Origin of the sequence: Caballeronia fortuita, from assembly GCF_001544835.2 — a bacterium.
GTDB lineage: Bacteria > Pseudomonadota > Gammaproteobacteria > Burkholderiales > Burkholderiaceae > Caballeronia > Caballeronia fortuita.
On record NZ_FCNX02000011.1, the window covers coordinates 231590 to 249917 of the forward strand.

Sequence of the window (18328 nt, forward strand, 5' to 3'; positions counted from 1 at the left end):
CCGACCGGCCAGTCGACTGGCGGACCCGGGCGCGCCATTGAAGGAAGCGCTCCTCGCCATTTACGGCGGGAAAGGCCAAATCTGAAGGGACGGACCGGTCCTGCCCCTGAGGCGTCAGCATTCATGCGTCGATATCGGAGGCGTTTCCGCCAAGTCGTTCTCAGCCGAGTGTCGGCCGCCCGAATTGCTCACACCGCTGAAGGACCAATAGTGCGTATCCCGTGGTATGTGGTTAGAGACCGACCGATATGCTTGCATTAGTGACAGCGTCTATATGGCGTCGCGCGTTTAAAGTGAGGCGGTGCGCAACTTCCTCACAAATCAGAAAATGCAAAATACGACGACGAAATTTGAGGAGATGCGACGATCTCTTGGGAGAGTGACCGCAAACATCGAGGCCGCGGACGCGCGCATTCGGCAACAGACGAAGCGCATCGATGAGCTGGCGCGGGACGGCTTGGACATTACGTTGGCCGTGCGGGTATTGCAGGTGATCCATGACTCCCGGGACGCCAGCGTTCAACACCGGGACGTGCTACTCGAGCGAATCAATTTTTGCCTGCGTTGAGAGACATCACCGCCACCCTGCGAGCATGTGTCGAGTAAGAGAATTCTTCGCGAGATGATCGCGCGTCCGGAAATGATGCAAGGTTGCGCGTTCATGTCGCGCTGCGAGGATCGAAGTCCTGCGATCCGAACGAAAAAGCAAAGCGCCGCTCAAAGCGCCCGCCGTGCGTCACGGCCCGTGCCGGCACCGTGACCGCTCGATGCAGAGATGGCGCTGTCTATTCAGCGAAAAGATCCGGACCGAAAACCTCATAATGGATTCTCGATTCCGGAACGTCTAGCTGCCTCAAGGCGTCATGCTGCAAGCGCATGAAGGGAATCGGACCGCAGACATAGTAGTCGGCATCCGGTAGCAGTATGATGTTTTTGATATCGCCGAGGTTGATAAAACCCTTGCGATCGAAATCAACGCCTTGTACATCACCCGCCAGCGGATCATCGTAGTACACAACAGCCTTAAAGTTGGGATAGGTTGCGACGGTCTGTTTGAGTCGGTCGCGCATTGCATGAACGTGACTGTTGCGGGCGCCATGAATGAAAACGACCTGTCGTTGCGGGTTCTGGATGGCGCGCTTGAGCATGCTGACCATCGGCGTCAGACCGACGCCGCCGCTGATCAACACCAGCGGGGTTGTCGCATTCACGTCGATGTAGAAGGTCCCATAGGGCGCGGCCAGTTTGACTTCATCGCCTACGTTGACGTGCTCGTGCAGCAGGGAGGAGACCTGACCGGGCGGGCGCGTTGCATCGCCCTCTTCCCGTTTAACCGAGATCCGGTAGCTACGCCCATTGGGCATATCGGAGAGGCTGTATTGACGGATCTGTTGCAGGCCAAGTGCGGGCACATTCACGGCGATACTGATGTACTGCCCCGGCTCGAAGTTGGGCACGGGCTGCGCGTCGACAGGCTCCAGAATGAAGGAGGTAATGACGCTGCTTTCGGGGCGTTTTTCCTTGACGACGAACGCTCGCCATCCATTCCAGCCGCCCAGTAAACCTGCAGAGCGCTCGCGGAGTTCACTCTCCATACCCATCAGGAGGTCAGCGAGATTTCCGTAGGCTTGTGCCCACGCCGAGATGATCTCCTCCGTTGCAGCGTCGCCCAGCACGTCCTTGATAGCGCCCAGGAGGTGCTCACCCACAATGGGGTAATGCTCCGGCCGCACATCGAGGCTGGCGTGCTTGTTGGCGATGTTCTTCAATACCGCCGCCAGGCTCTCCGGATTTTCGATGTTTTCGGCGTAGGCGTAAACCGCGCGCGCGAGCGCTTGCTGCTGCTCACCTCGCTCCTGATGCGTCATGTTGAAGACGTTCCTGAGCTCCGGATGAGCCTCGAAGAGTCTGGTATAGAACCGTTTGATGATCGGGTATCCGTGCTCGGCTAGCACGGGTGCCGTCGCCTTGACAATGTCCTTCGTCTTTTGCGTAAGCATAGTTTTCTTCCCTGAAACGTAAGGGGTAAGCAGATGCAGCAATCACCATACCGATCGAGGCAACCACCTTCTCGACGCGGGTTCCGTCATGGAGAGCTCGCAAACTAACTCCACTACTATTGCAGAGGCGCCGCGCGAAGGCCCGGAGGACGAACCACAGGACCAGGACCGACTCTGTGCGGAGCCGGTGCTCACAAATCGCTGCAGTGCCTGCGGTGAAGGAAGCGCCGCGGGACGTCTTCGCTTCCCTTCTTCAAACTAGCGTCTGCGCTCGCCGCCTCCGGCGCGATCATCGCGCAATGGGGACACGTCAATGTCCCGATCTTCCGAACGCAGGTTGTCACGCGCCTCTTGCGCAAGCTTCTCGTAACGCTTGCGGAAATTGCCAAGTTCCTTTTGATCGAGCTCCTCCAGATCGAGCAGCGCGTTATGCGCAGTGTCGATCGCCCGGATGATCTCGTCCAGCTTGATCTGCATTGCGGCCGTATCGCGGTTCTTCGTGTTCTGGATTAGAAAGACCATGAGGAATGTGACGATGGTCGTCGACGTGTTGACAACCAACTGCCATGTATCGCTGAAGTGAAACAATGGCCCGGACAGGCCCCAGACGATCACCAAGACCACCGCGATGACGAAGGTCGAAGCCCGGCCAGCCAGCTTCGCGAGCGTATTCGAGAACTTGAGGAACCAGGAACTTTTCATTCGGCGTCTCCACGTGATTATGATTGAGATTTTTGGCGACAGTCACGACACGCTGACGACCGCGAAGACCGAAGCCGTGCGGGCGTTTTGTCAATCGAACGCCGAGACGTGTACAGCGCGTTGCCCGTCTCAGCTCTAAGAAGGCGGCATTGAGCAACGTCGCGGCGCAAGTGCCTAGCCTTCATGCTCATTGTCGCGCGGGACAACTTCGTTGTCTGGCATTCCCGGCCGGGTGAGGTGCTTCGAGGGTGCTAATCACACAAGGGACGGCGGGGACGGCGACCGGTGGCGCTAAGAGCAAGCCGCAACCGCCTCGAGCACGCTGCCAACTGAGTGTACCGAGTGCAAAATCTCCGCGTCGCGCCGAGCCGCTAAAATTCTGCGACGAGCAACGATGTTCGCCCATCTTGGCGGGCAGCAAAACCGCGAGGGTCGACACTCATGGATGGTGGTGGACTTAGAAAAGACTTGGCCTCGACCAGGTGGACTGCCCTCTGGGCACAAGCCACCGTTGACCTTGCGGTAATCGCTTTGACGCCAGAAGGCACGCAGCGGCGCGCACATCGATCTCCTCTTCACCGATGTCGTGATGCCGGGTTCACTCAAGTGCCCGGAGATGGTCCGCCGAGCCATGTTGCTTCAACCTGACTTGAAAGTCCTTTTTACCTCGGGCTACACACAGAATGCGATCGTTCACGCGGGTAAGCTGGATGATGGTGTCGAGCTTCTTAGCAAACCATATAGCCGCGCTGATCTGGCCGCCAAAGTTCGACACGTCTTGGGTACACCCGGTCGAGCGCTATCATCTTTCAACAGTGCGCGCCCGGCAGAACACCAAGGCAAGGCGGCCGAACTGAATATCCTGGTAGTCGAAGACAACGAACTCGCGCGCGAAGCGGTGTGTGAACTGCTGCTGATGCTCGGTCATTGTCCCGTGGCGGCAGGGACAGCTACTCAGGCGCTCGCGGACGTCGCGCGCCACCCTTTCGATGTGCTGCTCACTGACATCAATCTGCCCGACCTGTCAGGGATTGAGCTTGCCGCGCAGGCCAGCTCATTTTGCCCCGGACTGAGTGTGATTTTTGCCTCCGCTGAGCCCGTTGAGAGGGACGAAATACGCAGCTTCGCATGGTTCGAGCTGCAGAAGCCCTACACGTTTGAAGAGCTTCAGGCCGTCATTCGGAAAGTCGTTGAAGAGGCGGACGGGCGTTGAGCTATCCTTCCGCATGAATCAGTATAAACGACACGAATGGGGCGTTGGCTCTGTTGCAAAGCTTAAAACTTTTCGTTGGCTGCTTCATTAACGTAGCTGTACGCGGCGTATCGGTTGAGATTGCGCAACGACGCGTCTATGCGAGTGCGCCGCCGCCCAACATCGTCATGGCTTGGTTACGAGTCGCGAAGGCTGAGCGAAACGACTGGGCTTGTCTCAACACTACGGACCCGCTGGGCTGGCCTTCCTGTCGAGGACGAGTGTGCCGTTGTGTTGGCATTCGGAAAGCGATATCGATGTCTGTTTACGTCATAGTCGAAGTCGCGACGGCGAGCAAAAAGGAAACCTGGGAAGCGCTGAGCGCGAACGGTATCCCTTGTGAAGAAAACAATGTGTGCATAGACGAAGAAAAGTGCACGCTACCTGCGCCGGAGCGCCCAATACTGCAGCGGACGCTCCGCGGGCTGCGGTCGGGAGACCTGTTGGTCATCAATTCAGTGTCCTCGCTCGGTAACAGCGCTCTCGACGCTCTTACTACGCTTCGCTCAGTGAAGAAAGCCGGCGCGACCGTCGTCTGCCTGGTCTACGAGCGCAAAGACGCCGCGCCTCTAGATGACGAGCTTCTGATGAAAAGTCTTGAACTGGTCGCCGAACTCGATCATGTTGTGCGTCAAAAGCGAGCCAAGGAGGCGTCGGACGCGGCTGTGCGACAAGGCCTGCGCATCGGACGCGCCTGTAGCTTGAGTTTTGCTCAACAAGAGGCGGTCGTCCTCGCACTCTCGAGCGGCCGCACTGTCACTGAGCTCGCGCGACAGTATGGCGTCTCACGACAGACCATCATTCGTGTGCGCAGAAAGTGGTCGCTCAAGCTCGAAGATTGAAGCGGAGAGATGGCATATCTGACGCATGCGGGTTGTGAGACAGCTCGTCGGTCGATGGGGCGCGGCGTCGCCTTGGGCGACGGCGAGCGCGGCGACTCGGTGCTCCTCCGAACGAGAGACGCGTCCAGCAATCCACCCAAGATCTTCGCTGCCGATCAACAGCCGCCTGCCCATGAGCCTTCCGGCGTTTGGTAGATAGATACGGAGGATGGTCGGTTTATCAAAGACTGCGGCGCAGTCAGGCGCTGGCACGCACGCTGCTCCTAAGAGTCATCGCGTAGCACCACCTCTCGACTGAGACGCGCTGGAGGAAGGATGACAATCCAGGGAAGAATCGCCACTTGGCGCAAGATCAGCCATTTCTGCGCGGGACGGCTCATCGATTACGGCGAGCTGATTCCTATCGAACTGGTTGAGACGAAGAAGCGCATGCTGCACGAAGTTGTCGCGCTCATCGCGCTGACGATTGGTCTGCTGTTCACGCTGTCATTCGTCTCGATCGCGGTGATCGTAACAGCAGCCGGCACGCCGTATCTCGTGCTGACGGCGTGGTGCGTGGCAGGTGTTTGGCTGGCTGTGGCAGTGATTGCTTTAATCGTCATGTTGACGCGCAAGCCCGCTGAGCCCTTTCGCCTACTGCGCGACGAGTTGCGTCACGACGCCGATGCCATCAGAGAGGCGGCGCAATGAAGCACGCAGAAGCTCAGGGAGCGCTTCTCGCGCGCATGGCGGAATCACGCGCCGAACTGGTGGCCGCGCGAATCGCAAGCGAACCCGCAAGGGTCACTCGCGCGGCGCCCACATTGCCGGGCAGCACCCGTGCCGCACCGTGGTTCCTGCGCACACCCAACGCCGAATTGATTGCGCTTGCGCTCGTCGGCATCTGCATTCTCGGGCTCCGTCGCACGGTGCAGACGGCAGTCGGGGCAGGACTGGGCGCATCGACCCATCGGGTGGTCGGAAACGTACTTGATGCGCTGCGCAACTGACTTGTGTTGAGGTGCGATAAGCGCCAGCGGCTCGACGCTTGCCAATTCGCCACGCGGTAGCGCCGCCTTCAGTCCTCCCCGATGATCGCGCTCGTGCGCAGCAGCCATTTTTCCAGCCCGGGCGCCTCTTCCCCGAGTCTCGATCGTTCGGCCCCAGTCAGCATCAGTGCAGCGTCGTTTGCCCCAGTCGTTCGCACCTCACCGGCGTTTATCAAGTGCCACTTCGACGTGAACACCAGAAACAAGTCCAACACCGAAGGGCCGAGGCAAGCCATAAGACCATTGTGCCCGTGTAAAACGCCGTGCAGCCGGCCTCCCGCCCTCTAGGCCAGGAACGACGACACAAAGCTAACGCGTGCAAGCGAGCGTCTATTGCAAAACGTGTGCGTCATAAGAGTTCTCGAACGATCTGAGGATAAGCGTTGGGCTCGTGGCAGTTGCTCGACAAGTCTGCCGGTCTGCGCCGCTCCGCCGGCTTCCCTACAGGAATACAATTTGCACTAGAAACGACGGGATTGCAGCCCGCAACTCAACGCGCAACCGAACATCCTGCATCTCTCAAACCTGATCAGGGGGACGAAATGGACTCGAATGCAGCAGAGGGAAACATCAAAGAAATGGCGGGAAAGATGCAGGACGCCGCCGGTGAATTACTGGGGGCAACGGGCACGCAGGCGGCTGGCAAGGCGCGCGAACTTGGCGGCAAGGCACAACAACTCTGCGCGGACACGACGGAAATTGTCCGAGGCAAGACGGTTGAGAGTCCGTTCAGCGCACTTGCTGTAGCCGCGGGATTGGGATTCTTGTTGGGTGCGGTATGGGCTACGGCAAATTCGACGCCACGGCGTTCTTACCCAAGACGGTATCGAGGCGACGATCAGTATTAACCGAATCATACGTCGCTCCGTTTCACCGGCGGCGAATACCGTCGAAGCTCTCGTCATGTTCACGCTGCCTTCAGCCAGCTGACGGATCGGTCGCACATTGCGTGAAGATAGTGAACTACCAACCGACCATTGCGGCGGCGTAGTTCTGGCGAGGCTACAGAAGATCAAACCGCGCCGCGTCCCACAGAGGTTAGCGGCGCGCTCTTCTGCTAGCTAGTTACCTTCTTCCCGGCTTGCTCTTTGGAAACTTCTTGTTCAGCTAACAACGTCAACTTTTCGTCTGTTGCCTTCTCTTCCTTCAGGGTCTCAAGAAGCAACTGCATCGCGGCGGTGTAGCCAAGCTTTTTGGCGAGCGCCGCCAGTGTTCCATACGTGGCAATCTCATAATGCTCGACTTTCTGGGCCGCTGCGATCAGCGCAGCATCGAGAATAGGGCCCTTTTCAATCTCTTCGATCTGTTCCTGCCCTTCCTCAACAAGCCCTTCCATTGCAACGCATTTAATGCCCTTGAGTTTCACGTTGGTGCTTTCGACCGCATGATCGATCCGTTCAATCTGTCCCTGCGTTTCCTCTAGGTGGGTCGTGAAGGCGGCAGCAAGATCCGGATTGGTTGCCGCTCAAGCCAGCTTCGGAAGCGCCTTGGTCAATTGCTTCTCTGCGCTATACACGTCCGACAAGGCGTGGATAAACAAGTCGTTTAAGGTCTTTACAGCCATGGGATTTCTCCTGGGTTGATCGCCGTAGACGGCCGTAATCAAAACGACCCGTCAAGTTCGCGCTGCGTCTGCATCAATCCGACGGGCCATGGATGGGCCTCTATCGGGGGGCCTGACCTGCGCCGAGGTCCGCGCCGGTCGTCGGGTCTGATGTCGGATCTGAAGCGGTGCGCGCTCTCATTGCTTGCAGCACCTCCACTTCCTCCTTCGATACACCCACAGTCGCGGATATCAAAACAAATACAGACCGTGGACCCTCCCGCCAGACCGGACCAAGTCCCAGTGACGGAAACCTGTCAAGCGATCGATGGCCAATGACAATTACCCCAGCCGTTAGCCAGATTGCGGCAACGACGCGCGTGGACCATGTGGCAACCAGCGCTGCCAGCGAAAGAAGCGTGAGGGAAAAAACCTTCACGGCGGAACGTGCTCGCATCGTGACCTCCAGCGGAAGACGAGCTACCGGTACGGTGTAGCATGCGTGCGCGCCAGCGGACAAGTCATCACCCACACGGCTCTTGCGACTCCAACATCACCGGCGGCGCATCACCATTCTCGCGAAGTCGATAGTAAGGTTGGTGATAAGGTTGATAGTAAGCGTTATGCAATTGACTGCGCGCCGATGTGAGCGGCCGACCATGGCGCAAGGTCGGCTACATGCAAGGCACGCCCGGGCACTGACAGGAGCGTCATCGATGAAGCGCAGAGCCACAGTCATTTGTGAACGCGACGGCAAAGTTCTGCTGGTCGCGCGGGAGCAAGGACGTTGGGCATTCCCTGGCGGACGGCAGAAGCGCGGAGAAGACATTGGCGAAACTGCACGGCGTGAACTTCGAGAGGAAACCGGCCTCGACCCGAAAGGTATTTGCTATGCCTTTCAATTCCGCGGATTACGAACGCGGCACTATGTCTTTCTTGCGCTCGTCGGAAGGTTAGACGAAGCGATACCGTCAAACGAGATCGTGCGTTGTTGCTGGATGCTGCCCACCGATTTATTGCGTGCCGCAGCGAGTATTCCAACCAAAGGGATTGCCGCGATCCTTCTTAGACAGACGCGCAGCGGTCAGCGGCACGAGGTCGCCGAGGACATCGATACGGGGACCGCATAGGCCAACGACTATGCCATGCATCACATTTGGACCACGTCATTGTGTCCGATCTCAACATGCCGCTGATGGCGATTCCCACAGTTGCGGAGCATGTCTCGCTCGTTTTGCAGATAGCCTGTCGTATGAAGGCAGGCATGGCGAGAACTGGAAACGGCTTCCGCAAAAAAACGCCCGAAGCGCGAGATGATCGCGCTTCAAAGCGCTCATTGCAATCAGCGGAATGTGAGCCAGCGCATGTAGGCGCGCCAGAAGTTCTTACATCCCGTCCGGGCGCCCGTTCGCCGCTCTCTCAAACACTGCCTTACCATCAGCAGCGTTTTCAACCTCTGCTGCGCAAGCATAATGCCTCAAATCAAAACACCAGCAAGCCGCTAAAATCGCGGCGAACAATACGGCACAAGCTCTAGAAGAGAAAAAACGACGGATACATTCTCATGGACAGCAGCATAAGTAAAAAAACCCGAAAAACACGCGCAAGGTCGCCCACAGATTGGGCTCAAAACACGCTCGACCTTGCGGTGCTTTCCCTGACGCCAGACGGAACGATTGCTTCCTGGAATTCCGGCGGCGCCTTAATGTATGGCTACAAAGCGGAAGAAATCGTCGGCCAACACTACTCGGTTCTCTTTCTCGATGGAGCAGTGGGCGACGGCATGCCGGTGGTCGACGCTGAGCTTGACCGCGCTCGCGAGCGCGGCAGTTGTGCGATTGAAGGGTGGCGCAAGCGCAAAGACGGATCGGTTTTTTGGGCAAGTGTCGTCACATCTGTGCTTTTAGAGGAGAACGGTGAACCGGGCGGATTCGTGAAGATTGTGCGCGATGAGACGGAAAAGCGTCGAGCGCACGACGCCGTTATCGAAAGCGAGCGCAACTTCAGATTGCTTGTGCAAGGCGTAACCGACTATGCGATCTTCATGCTGTCACCCGAAGGACGCGTGACCAGCTGGAATTTGGGTGCTCAACGCATTAAGGGCTATGCCGCTGAGGAGATTCTCGGCTCCCACTTTTCTCGATTTTATGCGCCGGAGGACATATCGGCCGGCGTGCCAGTGCGGGCGTTGAGCACTGCCGCCAGCGAAGGACGCTTTGAAGCGGAAGGCTGGCGCCTGCGTCGCGACGGCTCACGTTTTCGGGCGCATGTGATCATCGATGCGATCCATGATGAAGCCGGCCCGCTAATAGGCTTCGCCAAGATCACGCGCGATGTAACCGAAAAGCACGAAGCGGCCGAAACGCTCGATCAAATTCGGGCGGCCCTCTTGCAGTCGCAGAAAATGGAGGCTATCGGCAAGCTTACCGGCGGTGTCGCGCACGACTTCAACAACGTCTTGCAGATCCTGCGCGGCAATCTTGAACTCGTGACCAGCCGCTACTCGCGCGAGGAGTGGCTCATGAACCGACTTCTCAGCGCCCTCGCAGCGGTTGACCGAGGCGCCAAGCTCGCCTCGCAGCTGCTCGCGTTTGGTCGCCGGCAGGCGCTGCGCCCGGTATCGGTTAACCTCGCGGCCATGATTCGCGGGATGGACGATCTCCTTCGCCGTGCGCTCGGCGAGACCATCCTTGTTGAGACCGTGATATCAGGTGGTTTATGGACCGCCATGGTGGACACGCATCAACTCGAAAACGTCTTGTTGAACTTGGCCATCAACGCGCGCGATGCGATGCCCGATGGTGGGAAACTGACGCTTGAGCTCTCCAATTCGATGCTCGACGACCGCTACGTTCGCGCTCTGTCCGATGTGCCCGCCGGTCAGTACGTGATGTTAGGCGTCACCGACACCGGGAGCGGAATGTCGCAGGACGTCATCGAGCGCGCATTCGATCCGTTTTTCACCACGAAGCCGGAGGGTGCAGGCAGTGGCTTGGGTCTGAGCATGGCCTACGGTTTCGTTAAGCAAAGCGGCGGTCATATCCGGATCTACAGCGAAGTCGGGCACGGGACTTCGGTGCGTATCTACTTACCGAAATCGTCTACGGAAGCCTCCACGCCTGTAACTCGGGCAAGCGCTGATCTCATGGGTGGTAGCGAGACCGTCTTGGTAGTCGAGGACGACCTTAACGTCCAGGCAACCGTAATCGAGATGCTAGCCGGCTTCGGGTATGGCGTGCTGAAGGCAGACAACGCGGAGCTAGCGTTAGCCGTTCTCAGCAGCGGCGTGCATATCGATCTTCTCTTCACTGACGTCGTCATGCCAGGCTCACTCAAAAGCCCTGAGATGGCGCGACAGGCCGTGAAGCTTCAGCCGCACTTGAAAGTGCTTTTCACCTCCGGTTACACCCAAAACGCCATCGTGCACGCCGGGCGGCTAGACGAGGGTGTCGAACTTCTCAGCAAACCCTATAGCCGCGCTGATTTGTCACACAAGGTTCGGCAAGTCCTTGGGACGCCCGGTCGTACGCTATCGCCATCCAACAACGAACATCCGCTACGGCACCCGGGCAAGATTGTCGAGCTCAACATCCTGGTCGTCGAAGATAACGATCTGGCGCGCGAAGCGGTCACAGAGCTTCTGTCGGCGCTGGGTCATCACCCGCTGGCGGTAGGAACCGCGACTGAGGCTTTTGGCGAAATCGCTCGGCATCCATTTGACGTGCTATTTACTGACGTTCATCTGCCCGACATGTCTGGCCTTGAGCTTGCCGCGCAGGCGAGCGCTTTTTGCCCAGGCTTGAGTGTGATTTTCGCCTCAGGCGCGCCGATCGACAACGACAATTCGCGAAATTTTGCATGGTTTCAACTCGCCAAACCTTACTCCCTCGATCAGCTGCAGGCTGTCCTTTGCGATGTGACTAACGTGGTGGACCGTCGGCCATCATCCATCTGAACGGTCACAACGACGAAGAGCATTCGTTCTCGATCTAAGGGTCCTTATAGTCTTGCGCAGGCAAAGGGACGAAGGCTCGTCTCGGACTTCTCGCCCCATTGCTCGACTCAGCGTTGCGCCAAGCCTGCTGGCGGCATCTCGCTCCTCGGTGACGAACGGCACACCCTCTCACCATGGCTCCGCGCCTTTTGCATAAAGCGCCACCGGCCAACGGAGAGCGGCGCGCGCCCTCGATTACGCTACAGCTGTAGGTTGGTCGAAAGTTCGCCGGGTTAAAGTGAAGGTTCCGTTGTTGGAGAAAAAGATGAGTGAAGAGAGTCGTTTCCCAGAAACCGACGCGATTGATACCGTACCCGCGACATCGACGCCCGCCTACGCGAATCCGCATCCCGTTACAAAGGCTTTTGATGCGTTCGCCAGCGCTGTAACCCGATGGGCAGGTTCGCCCCTCGCTTTTGGATCGGCAGTCGTCTCAGTCGTCGTTTGGCTCGTCTCGGGACCGTTCTTCCACTACTCCGAGAACTGGCAGCTGGTCATCAACACGGGAACAACGATCGTTACGTTTCTGATGGTCTTTCTTATTCAGCAAAGCGCCAACAAGGATAGTGTTGCTGTCCATCTCAAGCTCAATGAATTGCTCGCGTCACATCGCTCTGCAAACAATCAGCTCATCGGCATCGAAGATGCGTCAGAACAGGAGCTTCGCAAGCTCGCGGCGGCTTACCTGAAACTCGCTTCGGAAAACACGCAACAGTCTGCTTCTCACGACACGGACTTTGGCGCCGCCTCAGACATCGCGCGTCGACTCGCAAAAGCACAAACCCACACAGGCTCTTGATCTTTTCGCCCGACACTCGGATGAAGCCGACACCGGAATGCGAGCAGTGCAGGATGGGCGAGGATAAATAAGCTCTTCAACGTCGCTCCGCCTCGCCCGTCCCACAGGTAGCGTTGTCGGCCAAGCAGTCTTGCAAGATGCGCATGACCGATGCTTTTGCATCCTCCAGAGTAGCGATTCGCGCAACGAGGTCAGAGACGTCGTTGCGGACCTGTTTTCCTTGCTCGAGCAACTCATTCGCAAGGAATATGCGTTCCTCTTTTCCCCGGATGGCCTGCCATATTGCGTTCTCCGACTGCCTGCGTTGCTCATCTTCGAGCGAAACAGCAGAAAAAGCGTGACCTGTATGACAGCGGTAGCGCAGCGGAAAGCCGCTGCCGATTCGCCATATGACGCCGCCGCAGTCCGGACAGGTAAGCGCGCTTCGCGCGCCAATGGCCTCGAGTTCAGCAAGCTCGATGTTCCCCGTGCGAATCATCCTGTCTTCGGTCTCCGCTACTAACGCGTCCGTTTGATTTCGCGGCTGTGGACTGTTCATGGTCGGCTCCAGCGCATTAACGATGGCGGCCCCTAGCTCCGCGATTGGGGCGACGACGTCTGCGGTCGTAGCCCGCAGCGCATTGATGGGCATACTGGGCGAGCGACAATCAGTCGGATCCTGGACGATCGCGTATCCGCCACAGGCCCGCACTGCCTTGAGTCCTGCGGCGCCGTCGTCGAGGTCACCTGTCAACACAACACCGATGACGCGTCGCCCATGCAAAACGGCGGCCGAACGAAAAAGCGGGTCCGCCGCAGGACGGGTAAAGTTCTCTTTCGGTCCGTTCGAGAGTAGCGTCTTTCCGTCGAACAGCAAAAGGTGGCGGTCGGGAGGCGCTATGTAGATCGTCGACTGTGCAAACACCTCGCCGTCGCAGGCGTGTCTCACGGGTAAATCGCACGTGCTCTGCAAGATAGCCGGCAGAATACTGGGGTGCGCACCGATATGCATCACCGCAAACACAGTAGCCGGCATATCCCTTGGTAACGCACCAAACAACTGCTTGAGCGCTTCCAGGCCGCCGGTAGAGGCTGCGACTACGACAATATCTCGTCTTTCCATGAATTCCTCGTTGTATGACGACGGGCGCCTTGAATCTGCTTGTCGTTCGTAAGCGCGCATTAGACGGCGTCCCTTGCGCACTGCCATGCGACATACGTCAGGCTATGGTTGGATTCAGTCGCCAGGGCAGCAAAGCCTCGTAGTCGTCGGCGGTGTGCGCGTGCGGCAGACCTTTGAACAACGCGATGAGGTATTGGTACGGCTCAATGCTGTTGGCTTTGCAGGTTTGCACGAGCGAATACAGGTTGGCGGCGGCGTTTGCGCCGGCGACGCTGTCACTAAAGAGCCAGTTCCGGCGTCCGACCGTAAACGGTCTGATCGCGTTCTCACACGGGTTGTTCGAGATGGGCCACGCTCCGTTGCCGACGTAGCGAACCAGCTTGGGCCATTGGCCTCGCAGATATTGAAGCGCTTTGCCGAACCCGCTTTGCGGCAACACCGTGTTCAGATGACGCGATAGCAGCGCCTCGATCTGATCAAGAACTGGCTGACTTCTGGCCTGTCTGAGTTGCTGGCGCTGCTCCGGCGTCATGTGTTCGGATCGTGCCTCAACGGCAAACAGCTGGCCGATCAGGCGAATGAATTCGCTCACCGGATGATTGCCGCCGCGCTGTACCTTTGGGAGGTCCTCTTCGGCCTCAATCAGGTAACGTCGCGCGTGCGCCCAACATCGGAGGTGCACTAGCTGGTTTGTTCGGGCGATTTCGTTGTACGGCTCGTAGCCGTCGCTCATCAATACCGCTCCGGGTTTGATGCCTGCATAGAGCACGGCGGCCTGCGCCGCGCTGCGCGTGGGACTGTAGCTGAACATTCGCACTGGTGGTCCGGTACCGTTCATCTGCGCCCACATGTAGCTCTTGCGTTGTGCAGCACGGCCCGGCTCTTTTAGTACCTGAACCGTCGTTTCATCGCCGTAGACGATGTCGGCCTCGAGCAGGTGGTCGCGCATCAGGTTAATCAGCGGCTGCACTGCCATGCCGACGCGCACTACGCTTGCTGCCAGCGTGCCGCGTGAGAGATCGCCACCGAAACGGTGCAGCAACGCGGCGATCCGGTACAACGGCAGCGCGTCAGCAAACTTACTCACAACCACCCATGCAAGCGCTGATTCAGTGAGTAAGCCCTTCGGGATGATGCGCGAAGGTGCCGGCGTCACCTTGATGCTAAGGTCGCAGCAAGGGCATGCGTATTTGATTCGCTGGTGCTGAATGACGCGAACCTGCTGCGGCACGATATCGAGTTGCTCGCTGATCTCGGCGCCGATCTCGACCAGTGCGTGGCCATCGTGTGCGCAGACGCGTTCTGATTCGGGCAACTCATGGCGCACGACCTCGCGAGGCAGCATCGGGTCTAACGGTTTGCGCCCACGCTTCCTGCGTTCATGCGCGCCGACTTCGACGCTCTGTTCAGTTTCGGCCTGTTGCGCCGGCTCGCATCCCGTTGCGAGCGCTTCTGCTTCGTTCAGGAAGAGGTCGCGTTGCTCAGCACCGCGCACTTCGCTCCTGGAAGCAAACAACTGCCGCTGATAGGCCTTAAGTCTCTCGCGCAACAAATCGCGTTCGACTGTCACCACACGCAACTCGCCCTTCATGGCAGCGAGTTCTGCGCGCAGCGCCTGCAGTTCGTCGGTAGAAGAAGAGGATGATGGCGGCATCGCTGAATTAGACCAGCGATGCCGGTTCTCGTTTCAGGTCACGCGCTGATAATAACGCCTCGGATGCGCGCGCATCGCTTCGATGTCGATGCCGTCCAGTAGCCAGTGAAGTTCCTCTGTTCGCAGCATGAGCACCGCTTCCTTGCGCGGCCATACGAAGCGGTCCTGCTCGAGGCGTTTCATGAGAAGCCAGAAGCCGTTACGGTCCCACAGCAGCATCTTGATGCGGTCGCGCCGCTGATTGCTGAACACATAAACCGCACGCGCGAATGGATCGAGCTTCATTGACTGCTCGACGATGGCTGCGAGACCGTTGATGCTCTTGCGGAAGTCAACGGCGTCACGATGCACATAGACTTTCAGTTCATCGTCCAGGCGGAACATCGCACCGTCCAAGCGTCTCGATCATGGCCGATAGCAACGGCGCGTCATTGTCGGTGCATTCAAACCGGAGTGTGACGCCGTTGGGCATCTGCACCATCAACCGCGCCGAAGTGGGCGATGACGTCCTTGCTGCGGGGGTGTGGCGGTGTGCCTTCGTGGATGCGGGCGCAACCACCGCTTCGTGACTATCGACTTCGACTACCGGAACGAAAGCGGTGCCAGTCGGCGCCGGCTTTAGGGACGTGCCAGCCAGTCGCTGCTGATGCAGCTTGATCCACTTGCGTAGCAAGTTGGCGTTGACTCCATGCTTGAGTGCGAGTCCGGCGACCGAAGCGCCCGGCTCAAGACACGCTTCCACCAACTTCTGTTTGGTTTGCCGATCATATCTGCGCTTGCCGTCCCGACCAACGTTGACGACCTTCAACCCGGTCGTTTCTGAGTGCTCTTCTGTCATGAAAGGTGTCCACTGATTCGAAACAGTGGACATAGCCTGCGCGCTCAGATCAAACAGTTCCAGACGTCCATTTCTGCGCGCTTACTGTCGTTCAGCGCGTCCATCCGGGTATGCAACGGTCTGCAATAGCGCCAGCCGCTCAGCTTCAATCCTAAGCCGCTCTTGCTCAGAACGGTCCGGATGAAGCCATTTAGGGCCTTGAGGAATGGTTTCTGTTCGCCGCTCGACGCGCGCAAACAGCAGGAACTGCTGGAACAGAAAAATAAAGCGGCCCCTGCTATCCTCCGTGATGCGCGTTAGAAGTGGCGCGAGAGTCGCACGAGGGCCGACTGTTTCTTCGGAACCAACCATCACGCAGGCGAGGCGCGCCCACTGGGCATAATTCAGGCCTTTCTCGGTCGGCGTCGAAGTGGCCTGCGCTGATTCTGCCACCTCGGCATAGCTCTTTGCGCCCGTCGCGCGATTCGCACGCGTGCTGATCACCATCAAATTACCGGCCGCGCAGGCGCCGTTGTTGTTGATACGATCGATAGACCAATCCAGCACGACCCGAATGGCTCACGGCTCGAGGGTCACAACACATCTGTCGCAGTCGATCCGCTTAGGGTATTCCGGTGTGACATCAGTATGCACGATCCGACGCCGCCGCATGTCGCTAAGCCTCAACCGAACCCACTTCGCCTGATAGCGGGTTGGCTTGTGCTGCGCCACCCGAAAGTGCGCTTTTCCCGCGCTGTATCCGGCCAGCACATCGGCGTTAGCGCTTCCAGGGTCCAGGAACCGTCCGTAGCGGGCGAAGTCCCAGCTCAGGTCGAAGCCGAACTCCGGATGGTATTGATCGAACATCTGGCCTCCCTTTGGTGCTGCAACTGATTCAGGTTAACCAAAACTGCGAACGCGGTCCGCCGATTGCGATGAAGTCAGAACTCTTGCCTAGTCGCGCCAATTCCAGCGGAGCCGTGATGTTGACCTTTGATTTCACGATCGCGTGTCGCCCGTCGGAAGCGCTACCCAAGGACGCGGTCGAACAGATCGCGACGCAATGTGGCTTGTGCGTTTTGACAACTCTCGTGGCAACCTCTTCCAATATAAGATTCGCCGGAAGTGCCGAACCCCGAGCGGTACGCATATTTGCTGAACAGCTCCTTACCGTCAGAGGCGTGCTGTCGGTCAGGGTCGACCCTGTAACGCTCAATTAGAGGGCGGTTTTTCATTCATCGATCGACCCTTCACCGCTTCACCTGACAGACACATTGGTAACGAGGCGCTGCTATTTCTTTGCTTCTGCTCCGGGCGTCGCGGCGCGCATGAGGTACTTTTGCGTGACGGCCGGAACATGCTCTAACAACCACTGCGCCATCGCAACTTCCTGTGGCAGGATTTGCTCGCAGGCGGCCTTCGTTTCCCTGTCCCCAACCGCCTTGGCCGCCGCAATCAGCGACGTGTACGATGCGATTTCCAGATTTTCAAACACATAACTTGAGATCGCTCCCTTAACGACCTCATCGGACATGGCCATACCACCGGCGGCCTGGCCAAAAGCCATGACTTTGGCAGCAATGTCTTTGATCGTCGACGTGCTCCCGCCCAACCGCTCGATACACCTGGCCACCAGTTTCTGCTGTCCGAGCGTCTCTTCCAGGTGTTGGTCAATTCTCGCCTCGAGTTCCGGATAGTGCTCGAGCCGTCCGGATTGCGCGCGCAACATTTGCTCAGCTTGTTGCTCCATGGCATGCGCATCCCGTAGCCAGTCCAGAAGATGCTCTTTCGGGTCAGTCATGTTCCTATCCCCTCAAGTCGTTAAATGCCGGCGTCTTGCGTCGCCCAACACTCACATAGTGGAGCTTACTTTCCGACCTGTTCCTTGGAAAGCTCTTGCTTAGCAAGCATCGTGAGCTTTTCGTCGGTCGCCTTTTCTTCTTGCAGGGTCTCCAGCAGCAGATTCATGCCTTCCGTATGTCCAAGCTTCTTGGCGAGCGTGGCCAACGTTCCGTAGGTCGCGATCTCATAGTGCTCGACCTTCTGGGCAGCGGCAATGATGGCGGCGTCCAAGATCGGACCTTTTTCAATTTCGTCGATTTGCTCTTGGCCTTCTTCGACGAGTCCTTCCATCGCCACACACTTAACTCGCTTCAACCTGATCTCAGAGATTTCGACAACTTGGTCAATCCGTTGAATCTGTCCTTGGGTTTCCTCCAAATGGGTAGTAAAAGCCGCAGCTAGCTCCGGATTAGTGGCAGCTTTCGCCAGTTTCGGCAAAGCCTTGGTCAGTTGTATTTCCGCGCTATATACGTCTGAAAGCGCGTGGATAAAAAGGTCATTCAATGTCTTCGTTGGCATGGCTTCTCCGCAGTCATTTGGCGCAGACCGCGCCAGATATCAACGCGCAACGAGCGTGCCGCGTTATCACTGGCATCGCCTTTCACTGGCAGCGTGACGGTCATCATGAGCGCCCTTCCGCCATAAATCTTGCCGCCATGTACGTTGGGCGCAGGGCCCGCTGTTCCGCTCCCTACTTTCGCATCCTGAAAAAGACGCGCCGCTAAGGCGAACTCTAAATGCCGTCGGACTGCG

21 protein-coding genes and 1 pseudogene are annotated in these 18328 nt (G+C 58.1%); 10 read left to right on the top strand and 12 right to left on the bottom strand.

The window, feature by feature from the left end:
• Positions 1–328: 328 nt before the first annotated feature.
• Positions 329–568 (top strand): hypothetical protein, encoded by a 240-nt coding sequence (locus AWB77_RS22015; protein WP_061136540.1) that lies wholly within the window; start codon positions 329–331, stop codon positions 566–568.
• A 217-nt stretch (positions 569–785) separates the two neighbouring features.
• Here AWB77_RS22015 and hmpA read toward each other — a convergent pair whose 3' ends face one another.
• Positions 786–2000: an NO-inducible flavohemoprotein gene (gene hmpA / locus AWB77_RS22020; RefSeq protein ID WP_061136541.1), complete on the bottom strand. Its 1215-nt coding sequence runs from the start codon at positions 1998–2000 to the stop codon at positions 786–788.
• Between the two features lie 258 nt (positions 2001–2258).
• Entirely contained in the window at positions 2259–2702 is a 444-nt protein-coding gene (locus tag AWB77_RS22025) for a low affinity iron permease family protein (protein ID WP_061136542.1), read from the bottom strand.
• Between the two features lie 631 nt (positions 2703–3333).
• Between AWB77_RS22025 and AWB77_RS22030 the strand changes: the two genes are divergently transcribed.
• The 5 genes from AWB77_RS22030 (at position 3334) to AWB77_RS22055 (ending at position 6672) form a co-directional block, all read left to right on the top strand.
• Positions 3334–3915: a response regulator gene (locus AWB77_RS22030; RefSeq protein ID WP_167354166.1), complete on the top strand. Its 582-nt coding sequence runs from the start codon at positions 3334–3336 to the stop codon at positions 3913–3915.
• 296 nt (positions 3916–4211) lie between these two features.
• Positions 4212–4796, top strand: coding sequence for a recombinase family protein (locus tag AWB77_RS22035; protein ID WP_061136544.1), 585 nt, complete (start codon positions 4212–4214; stop codon positions 4794–4796).
• A gap of 315 nt (positions 4797–5111) precedes the next feature.
• Positions 5112–5486: a phage holin family protein gene (locus AWB77_RS22040; protein ID WP_061136545.1), complete on the top strand. Its 375-nt coding sequence runs from the start codon at positions 5112–5114 to the stop codon at positions 5484–5486.
• The gene (locus tag AWB77_RS22045) at positions 5483–5785 is read left to right on the top strand and encodes a hypothetical protein (RefSeq protein WP_061136546.1); all 303 of its coding nucleotides are present in this window, start codon (positions 5483–5485) and stop codon (positions 5783–5785) included. Before AWB77_RS22040 ends, AWB77_RS22045 begins: the two co-directional genes overlap by 4 nt.
• Positions 5786–6207: 422 nt before the next feature.
• Positions 6208–6672 carry a CsbD family protein gene (locus AWB77_RS22055; protein WP_244158605.1) on the top strand — a complete coding sequence of 155 codons (465 nt, stop codon included), beginning with the start codon at positions 6208–6210 and terminating at the stop codon, positions 6670–6672.
• A gap of 209 nt (positions 6673–6881) precedes the next feature.
• Here AWB77_RS22055 and AWB77_RS22060 read toward each other — a convergent pair.
• Positions 6882–7388: pseudogene (locus AWB77_RS22060) on the bottom strand (YciE/YciF ferroxidase family protein).
• Between the two features lie 695 nt (positions 7389–8083).
• On the opposite strand from AWB77_RS22060, the gene AWB77_RS34620 reads away from it, so the two are divergent.
• The 4 genes from AWB77_RS34620 to AWB77_RS22075 all read left to right on the top strand — a co-directional run bounded on the left by AWB77_RS34620 (position 8084) and on the right by AWB77_RS22075 (position 12160).
• A complete protein-coding gene (locus AWB77_RS34620) occupies positions 8084–8497 on the top strand; it encodes an NUDIX hydrolase (protein WP_074168931.1) in 414 nt (137 codons plus the stop codon).
• A gap of 41 nt (positions 8498–8538) precedes the next feature.
• On the top strand, positions 8539–8904 hold the full coding sequence (locus AWB77_RS35970; RefSeq protein ID WP_157694871.1) for a hypothetical protein: 366 nt from the start codon (positions 8539–8541) through the stop codon (positions 8902–8904).
• Between the two features lie 27 nt (positions 8905–8931).
• Positions 8932–11322: a hybrid sensor histidine kinase/response regulator gene (locus tag AWB77_RS22070; RefSeq protein ID WP_061136550.1), complete on the top strand. Its 2391-nt coding sequence runs from the start codon at positions 8932–8934 to the stop codon at positions 11320–11322.
• Between the two features lie 304 nt (positions 11323–11626).
• Positions 11627–12160, top strand: coding sequence for a low affinity iron permease family protein (locus AWB77_RS22075; RefSeq protein WP_061136596.1), 534 nt, complete (start codon positions 11627–11629; stop codon positions 12158–12160).
• A 76-nt stretch (positions 12161–12236) separates the two neighbouring features.
• On the opposite strand, the gene AWB77_RS22080 is transcribed toward AWB77_RS22075, so the two are convergent.
• The 9 genes from AWB77_RS22080 to AWB77_RS36645 all read right to left on the bottom strand — a co-directional run.
• Positions 12237–13262 carry a chemotaxis protein CheB gene (locus AWB77_RS22080; protein ID WP_061136551.1) on the bottom strand — a complete coding sequence of 342 codons (1026 nt, stop codon included), beginning with the start codon at positions 13260–13262 and terminating at the stop codon, positions 12237–12239.
• A 97-nt stretch (positions 13263–13359) separates the two neighbouring features.
• Positions 13360–14916: an IS66 family transposase gene (gene tnpC, locus AWB77_RS22085; protein ID WP_061136552.1), complete on the bottom strand. Its 1557-nt coding sequence runs from the start codon at positions 14914–14916 to the stop codon at positions 13360–13362.
• A 33-nt stretch (positions 14917–14949) separates the two neighbouring features.
• The gene (tnpB, locus tag AWB77_RS22090) at positions 14950–15300 is read right to left on the bottom strand and encodes an IS66 family insertion sequence element accessory protein TnpB (RefSeq protein WP_061136553.1); all 351 of its coding nucleotides are present in this window, start codon (positions 15298–15300) and stop codon (positions 14950–14952) included.
• Positions 15281–15754, bottom strand: a complete 474-nt coding sequence (gene tnpA, locus AWB77_RS22095) for an IS66-like element accessory protein TnpA (protein ID WP_040049295.1) — start codon at positions 15752–15754, stop codon at positions 15281–15283. The genes tnpB and tnpA overlap by 20 nt, the downstream gene beginning before the upstream one ends.
• 81 nt (positions 15755–15835) lie before the next feature.
• Positions 15836–16300 (bottom strand): hypothetical protein, encoded by a 465-nt coding sequence (locus AWB77_RS22100; protein WP_157694872.1) that lies wholly within the window; start codon positions 16298–16300, stop codon positions 15836–15838.
• A gap of 12 nt (positions 16301–16312) precedes the next feature.
• The gene (locus AWB77_RS22105; protein ID WP_061136555.1) at positions 16313–16600 is read right to left on the bottom strand and encodes a hypothetical protein; all 288 of its coding nucleotides are present in this window, start codon (positions 16598–16600) and stop codon (positions 16313–16315) included.
• A gap of 424 nt (positions 16601–17024) precedes the next feature.
• Positions 17025–17534 (bottom strand): ferritin-like domain-containing protein, encoded by a 510-nt coding sequence (locus AWB77_RS22110; protein WP_061136556.1) that lies wholly within the window; start codon positions 17532–17534, stop codon positions 17025–17027.
• Positions 17535–17599: 65 nt separating this feature from the next.
• Positions 17600–18094: a YciE/YciF ferroxidase family protein gene (locus AWB77_RS22115; RefSeq protein ID WP_061136557.1), complete on the bottom strand. Its 495-nt coding sequence runs from the start codon at positions 18092–18094 to the stop codon at positions 17600–17602.
• On the bottom strand, positions 18076–18328 hold a 253-nt coding region (locus AWB77_RS36645), incomplete at its 5' end, for a hypothetical protein (RefSeq protein WP_208601543.1). The genes AWB77_RS36645 and AWB77_RS22115, both read right to left, overlap by 19 nt.

Excerpts from the sequence above, each read along its gene's own strand:
- AWB77_RS22115 (WP_061136557.1), bottom strand. The coding sequence starts at position 18,094 with ATGCCAACGAAGACATTGAATGACCTTTTTATCCACGCGCTTTCAGAC.
- hmpA (WP_061136541.1), bottom strand. The coding sequence starts at position 2,000 with ATGCTTACGCAAAAGACGAAGGACATTGTCAAGGCGACGGCACCCGTG.
- AWB77_RS22080 (WP_061136551.1), bottom strand. The coding sequence starts at position 13,262 with ATGGAAAGACGAGATATTGTCGTAGTCGCAGCCTCTACCGGCGGCCTG.
- tnpB (WP_061136553.1), bottom strand. The coding sequence starts at position 15,300 with ATGTTCCGCCTGGACGATGAACTGAAAGTCTATGTGCATCGTGACGCC.
- AWB77_RS22015 (WP_061136540.1), top strand. The coding sequence starts at position 329 with ATGCAAAATACGACGACGAAATTTGAGGAGATGCGACGATCTCTTGGG.
- AWB77_RS22075 (WP_061136596.1), top strand. The coding sequence starts at position 11,627 with ATGAGTGAAGAGAGTCGTTTCCCAGAAACCGACGCGATTGATACCGTA.
- AWB77_RS22045 (WP_061136546.1), top strand. The coding sequence starts at position 5,483 with ATGAAGCACGCAGAAGCTCAGGGAGCGCTTCTCGCGCGCATGGCGGAA.
- tnpC (WP_061136552.1), bottom strand. The coding sequence starts at position 14,916 with ATGCCGCCATCATCCTCTTCTTCTACCGACGAACTGCAGGCGCTGCGC.
- AWB77_RS22030 (WP_167354166.1), top strand. The coding sequence starts at position 3,334 with ATGTTGCTTCAACCTGACTTGAAAGTCCTTTTTACCTCGGGCTACACA.
- AWB77_RS22070 (WP_061136550.1), top strand. The coding sequence starts at position 8,932 with ATGGACAGCAGCATAAGTAAAAAAACCCGAAAAACACGCGCAAGGTCG.
- AWB77_RS22040 (WP_061136545.1), top strand. The coding sequence starts at position 5,112 with ATGACAATCCAGGGAAGAATCGCCACTTGGCGCAAGATCAGCCATTTC.
- AWB77_RS22035 (WP_061136544.1), top strand. The coding sequence starts at position 4,212 with ATGTCTGTTTACGTCATAGTCGAAGTCGCGACGGCGAGCAAAAAGGAA.
- AWB77_RS22025 (WP_061136542.1), bottom strand. The coding sequence starts at position 2,702 with ATGAAAAGTTCCTGGTTCCTCAAGTTCTCGAATACGCTCGCGAAGCTG.
- AWB77_RS34620 (WP_074168931.1), top strand. The coding sequence starts at position 8,084 with ATGAAGCGCAGAGCCACAGTCATTTGTGAACGCGACGGCAAAGTTCTG.
- AWB77_RS22105 (WP_061136555.1), bottom strand. The coding sequence starts at position 16,600 with ATGTTCGATCAATACCATCCGGAGTTCGGCTTCGACCTGAGCTGGGAC.
- tnpA (WP_040049295.1), bottom strand. The coding sequence starts at position 15,754 with ATGACAGAAGAGCACTCAGAAACGACCGGGTTGAAGGTCGTCAACGTT.
- AWB77_RS22110 (WP_061136556.1), bottom strand. The coding sequence starts at position 17,534 with ATGACTGACCCGAAAGAGCATCTTCTGGACTGGCTACGGGATGCGCAT.